This window comes from Flavobacterium sp. UGB4466 (assembly GCF_903469665.1).
GTDB classification, from domain to species: domain Bacteria; phylum Bacteroidota; class Bacteroidia; order Flavobacteriales; family Flavobacteriaceae; genus Flavobacterium; species Flavobacterium lipolyticum.
Genome location: NZ_CAGKLC010000177.1, coordinates 1 through 5363 on the forward strand (window position 1 = coordinate 1; position 5363 = coordinate 5363).

5 protein-coding genes are annotated in these 5363 nt (G+C 33.6%); 3 read left to right on the forward strand and 2 right to left on the reverse strand.

The window, feature by feature from the left end; genetic code table 11:
• Positions 1-220 precede the first annotated feature (220 nt).
• The 3 genes from JO950_RS21100 (at position 221) to yajC (ending at position 3045) form a co-directional block, all read left to right on the forward strand.
• Positions 221-1327, forward strand: coding sequence for a Glu/Leu/Phe/Val dehydrogenase (locus tag JO950_RS21100; protein ID WP_017495417.1), 1107 nt, complete (start codon positions 221-223; stop codon positions 1325-1327).
• Positions 1328-1708: 381 nt separating this feature from the next.
• Positions 1709-2620, forward strand: a complete 912-nt coding sequence (gene nusB / locus JO950_RS21105) for a transcription antitermination factor NusB (RefSeq protein WP_202704412.1) — start codon at positions 1709-1711, stop codon at positions 2618-2620.
• Between the two features lie 149 nt (positions 2621-2769).
• Positions 2770-3045 (forward strand): preprotein translocase subunit YajC, encoded by a 276-nt coding sequence (gene yajC, locus JO950_RS21110; RefSeq protein WP_202704413.1) that lies wholly within the window; start codon positions 2770-2772, stop codon positions 3043-3045.
• A 399-nt stretch (positions 3046-3444) separates the two neighbouring features.
• On the opposite strand, the gene JO950_RS21115 is transcribed toward yajC, so the two are convergent.
• Positions 3445-4023, reverse strand: a complete 579-nt coding sequence (locus tag JO950_RS21115; protein ID WP_202704414.1) for a YdeI family protein — start codon at positions 4021-4023, stop codon at positions 3445-3447.
• Between the two features lie 8 nt (positions 4024-4031).
• Complete coding sequence (gene pepT / locus JO950_RS21120; RefSeq protein ID WP_202704415.1) at positions 4032-5309, reverse strand: peptidase T; 1278 nt, start codon at positions 5307-5309, stop codon at positions 4032-4034.
• Positions 5310-5363 lie beyond the last annotated feature (54 nt).

Genomic DNA, 5363 nt, shown 5'->3' on the forward strand with positions numbered 1-5363 from the left:
ACTTAATTCTTTCATTTTTTTAAGAGATTCAATGTTAAAATGTTTTGATTTGATGAAATATTATGAATAAAAATTAATACAATATGTAATTTTATCAAAACAAAACGATTGTTAGATTGTTATTTTAAAGATAATAAATTAGCACATGTATATTTTTTGTATAAATTTGAGAAGTCTTTTTGACATATTCATAATTTTAACAAAATAATATAGTAGCGCTATGGATGCAACTTTCGCAACTGGAAAAGAACTTCAAAAAATGGATCCTGTTTTTGGTCAATTGTCTTTTGACGATCACGAACAAATTGTATTTTGCAATGACAAAGATACAGGTTTAAAAGCAATTATTGGTATTCATAATTCGGTTATGGGACCAGCTTTGGGAGGTACTAGAATGTGGAATTACAATACTGAATGGGAAGCATTAAACGATGTTTTACGCCTTTCAAGAGGTATGACCTATAAATCAGCCATTACCGGATTGAATATCGGTGGAGGTAAAGCAGTAATTATTGGTGATGCTAAAACGCAAAAAACACCTGAATTAATGCGCAAGTTTGGTGAATTTGTTCACTCTTTAGGTGGTAGATATATTACGGCTGAGGATGTTGGAATGGAAACAAAAGACATGGACACTGTTAGAGACGTAACGCCTTATGTTACGGGTATCTCTGAAGAAAGAGGTGGTTCAGGAAATCCTTCTCCAATAACTGCTTACGGTGTTTATTTAGGAATGAAAGCTGCTGCTAAAAGTCAGTTTGGTACTGATGTTTTAGAAGGTAAAAAAGTTTTAGTTCAGGGAATTGGTCACGTAGGTGAGGCTTTGGTTGAGTATTTAACTAAAGAAGGAGCAATTGTTACAATTACTGATATCAATGAAGAGAAATTATTTCAGGTAGCTTCGAAATACAATGCTTCAATCTATTCTGGTGAAGATTTGTATACAGCTGATGTTGATATTTATGCACCATGTGCAATGGGAGCAATCATCAATGATGCAACTGTAGATAAAATTAAAGCTAAAGTTATTGCCGGAGCAGCTAACAATCAGTTGGCTGATGAGAATGTTCACGGAGCAAGATTACAGGAAAGAGGGATTTTATATGCTCCAGATTTCTTAATCAACGCTGGTGGAATTATCAATGTATATGCCGAATTAGAGCATTACGGTAAAGCTGAAATCATGTCAAAAACCGAAAATATCTATAATACAACTTTAGAGATTATCGAGTATGCTGTGAAAAACGGAATGACAACGCACAAAGCGGCTTTGACCATTGCTCAAAATCGTATCGATTTGAGAAAGATTGAAAACGCTAAAAAATAATTTAAGCTAAAAGTTTACAGTCTCAGTTTACAGTCTCAGTTTTGCGAAAAGTGAAAGCTGAGACTGAAAGCTGAGACTTTTTTATTCCTTTCGATTGAAAGCTATGTTTTTTTTTTTTTTTAAAGCAGTTTCTGATTCACTGAAAACCGAGACTGCGACTGCGACTGAAAACTGCGACTTTTTTATTCGTTTCGATTGAAAGCTATGTTTTTTTTAAGCAGTTTCTGATTCACTGAAAACCGAGACTGCGACTGCGACTGAAAACTGCGACTTTTTTTATCATTTTAATTTTATTATAAAAAGTTAAATACTTACTTTTGCAGACTAATTTTTAAATGTTCTTACAAGGTGGTAAATAGAAGACACATACGCGTTAAAGTAATGCAATCCATTTATGCAATGCATCAAAGCGGTTCTGATAATATGGAAAAAGAAGAGAAGTTTCTTTTTTACAGTATTGATAATATTCAGGATTTATATCTTATAATGCTTTCTTCATTGATTGAAATTTGCAAAAAAGAGTCCGTTTTTTTACATCTTTCAAGTAAAAAACATCTTGCAACTGCTGCAGAACGTAATCCGAATGAAAAATTCGTCAAAAACAAAATTTTTCAACTTCTTGCCGAAAGCAATTCCCTTAGTATTGCTTTAGAAAATCGTAAAATCAACAACTGGAATCTGAACGACGATTATATCATTTTACTTTTAAATGATATTAAATCAAGTGCTTTGTATGCGAAATACATGAGTACTATAACCAATACTTTTGAAGAAGACAGACAATTTGTAATTGATTTGTTTGCTGAAGTAATTGTTCCAAATGAAAAATTGTATGAGTATTTAGAAGATGATAAATTGACTTGGGTGGATGATATTCCGGTTGTAAATACGCACATCATCAAACAATTGAAAGCGATCAAAACAGAAGATCCGGATGATTTCAGAGTGCCTAAGTTGTACAAAGACGTTGAGGATAAAGATTTTGCTAAAGATTTATTCAGAAGAACCGTTTTAAACGAATCGGTTTTGGCAAAAGAATACGATGATAAAACACCAAACTGGGACAGCGAAAGGATTGCAGAAATTGATACTATTATTTTAAAAATGGCTATCTGTGAATTCTTAAAATTCCCTTCTATTCCGGTAAAGGTAACTCTTAACGAATATTTAGAAATTGCAAAAGAGTATTCTACACCAAAAAGTAGTATTTTTATCAACGGAATTTTAGATAATCTCGTTAAAGAGCTTACAGCGAATAAAAAGATGATTAAAGTAGGTCGTGGTTTAATGTAATTGAGGCGAATTTTCAATTTTTTAAATTCGAAAACCCAATTAAGTTGTCTTTCTGAGCGAAGTCGAAGAACAAATTCCAATTTTGCTCCGAGCGATGCTGAAGAGCCGGAAAACATAAATATTAATAACAAAAATAAAAACTGAATACTATGCAAGATTTAATGAAATTTGCGCCTTATTTACTAATGTTTGTCGTGTTGTATTTCTTTATGATCCGACCACAACAGAAAAGAGTAAAAAATGAAAAAGAATTTGAAAGCAGCCTAAAAGTAGGTGACAAAATAATTACTAAAAGTGGTTTTCACGGAAAAATTGTTGAGCTTGCTGATACAAGTGCGGTAATCGAAACCATGTCTGGAAAATTAAAAATTGAGCGTTCAGCAATTTCTATGGAAATGAGTGCTGCTTTGAATAAAAAAGCTTAAATTTTTTCTTCGAAAAAAAATAAATTTCAAAATAGTAAGTCCCAAATTCCAAAACTGGAGTTTGGGATTTTTTTTGTTTTGTGCTGAAGAAAATGTATTGGGTAAATTATTTTAACACATAGAAACATAGATTCTGTGCTTGCATAAAAAAGGCGTTTCACTTCATTTAAATGCACATATCTTGCTATGTGAAAGAAATGTACTTCGCTTTGTATTCTTTTTTGAAAATCTATGTTTCTATGTGTTTAATAGGTTTTTGTTGAGTATGGTTCAACGGAGGAGGTAAATTCAATGCTAGTGCAGGAAGGTAGAAAAGTGAAAAACCTTTATCAAAGTTTTAAGCTTTGATAAAGGTTTGTGTAGCTTCGAATTTGGAGCTTAAAAAAATAGAATTTAAGCCTATCTGTATTTGTCATTCAATCCGATGTTTTCCAGTATCATCGGAATTACTTTCTCAATTCTCGAAAGTTTGGTTTTGTCTTGCTTGGCAGTTTCAATGTACTCCAGAAATTCATATTGCTTGTAAGGACTGAACTTTTGAAATGCCTCTGTCAGAGCGGAGTTCTGATCGAGTTCTTTCTGAAAAAGCTCAGAAACAATAGCTTCCTTCTTTGAAGGTTTGATGATTTTTCCTTGTTTTTCGTTCTCAATGGCTTCTAAGATGTAGGTCAAAACTTCTGCCTCGTTTATCTGATCTTTTGAAGTAAAACGCCATTGGCGCAGTGATTTTGTTTTATCTTCCTGAGCATTGATGAGTTTCTTTTTTTCATCTTTCAGGAAAACGCCGTTGAAGAACCAAATTGTAAAATACTCTTTAAAACCACCTATGCCGATAACATTTTTTTTGTTGTATACATAAACGGGACCGCCCCATTTTACGGTTTCAACCAGTTCGGTTTTATCAATAATAGCTTTTAGGAAAAGAAGTTCTTCTTCCCAATTGTTGACTTTATCCCAAACGTGTTTTTTATCGGACATACTTCGGTTTATTTTTTTCTTTTAGGTTTCTCGGGAGCGTCAAAAATGCCTGGAATTGCCGTTAATTCAGCGATCTTTACAATGACATCAGTCGCTTTTTGCATACTTTCGGCAGGAACATATTCGTATTTTCCGTGAAAGTTGTGACCACCGGCAAATATATTCGGGCAAGGAAGTCCCATGAAAGAAAGTTGCGACCCGTCCGTTCCACCACGAATAGGCTTGATGATAGGTTTGATGCTTAGTTCTTTCATTGCTTTTTCGGCAATATCAACGATATGTTTTACAGGAAGTACTTTTTCTTTCATATTGTAATACTGGTCTTTAACTTCAGTAATTACGATATCTTCTCCGAATTTTTTCGCAAATTTCTTATTGATTTTTTTGGCAATTTTGGCAATTAAATCTTTACGTTTTTCGAATTTTTTCTTGTTATGATCACGGATAATCAATTCTAAAACAGTTTCTTCAATGCTGCCGGTAAGATGGTGTACGTGAAAGAAACCTTCGTAACCTTTCGTTTCCTGAGGAGTTTCTCCTTTTGGAAGTTCGTTGATGAAATCGTTGGCAATCAACATTGAATTGATCATTTTTCCTTTGGCGTAACCCGGGTGAACGCTCTTTCCTTTGAAAGTGATTTTTGCTCCGGCTGCATTGAAATTTTCATATTCTAATTCACCAATTTGGCTTCCGTCCATAGTATAAGCCCAGGCTGCACCGAATTTTTTCACATCAAAATGATGCGCGCCACGGCCAATTTCTTCATCAGGAGTAAAGCCAATTCTAATTTTTCCGTGTTTAATTTCCGGATGCTGAATTAAGTATTCCATGGCGGAGACAATTTCGGTAATTCCTGCTTTGTCGTCGGCTCCTAATAAGGTTGTTCCATCAGTTGTAATAATGGTTTGTCCTTTATATTGTAATAAATCTTTAAAATAGTTGGGTGATAAAACGATGTTTTTCTCGGCATTCAAAACGATATCTTTCCCGTCATAGTTCTCAACGATCTGAGGCTTTACATTTGCTCCGCTAAAATCAGGAGAAGTGTCAAAATGAGATACAAAACCAATAGTTGGAACTTCATGATCGACATTAGAAGGCAATGTAGCCATAATGTAAGCTTTGTCATCTATGGTAACATCTGATAAACCAATTGTCTTTAATTCCTCAACTAATTTATTGGCAAGATTCCATTGCTTTTCTGTACTTGGAGTTGTTTTTGAATTTGGATCTGACTCAGTGTCAATAGTTACATAACTAACAAAACGATCGATAATATGTTGCATTTTTTTTATTTTATTTTTAGGCAAATATAAGTAAATAGTTAGGGGTTGTAAAGC

Bases quoted from the DNA above. Each gene is read 5' to 3' on its own strand.
- JO950_RS21100 (WP_017495417.1), top strand. From the start codon at position 221: ATGGATGCAACTTTCGCAACTGGAAAAGAACTTCAAAAAATGGATCCT.
- nusB (WP_202704412.1), top strand. From the start codon at position 1,709: ATGCAATCCATTTATGCAATGCATCAAAGCGGTTCTGATAATATGGAA.
- yajC (WP_202704413.1), top strand. From the start codon at position 2,770: ATGCAAGATTTAATGAAATTTGCGCCTTATTTACTAATGTTTGTCGTG.
- JO950_RS21115 (WP_202704414.1), bottom strand. From the start codon at position 4,023: ATGTCCGATAAAAAACACGTTTGGGATAAAGTCAACAATTGGGAAGAA.
- pepT (WP_202704415.1), bottom strand. From the start codon at position 5,309: ATGCAACATATTATCGATCGTTTTGTTAGTTATGTAACTATTGACACT.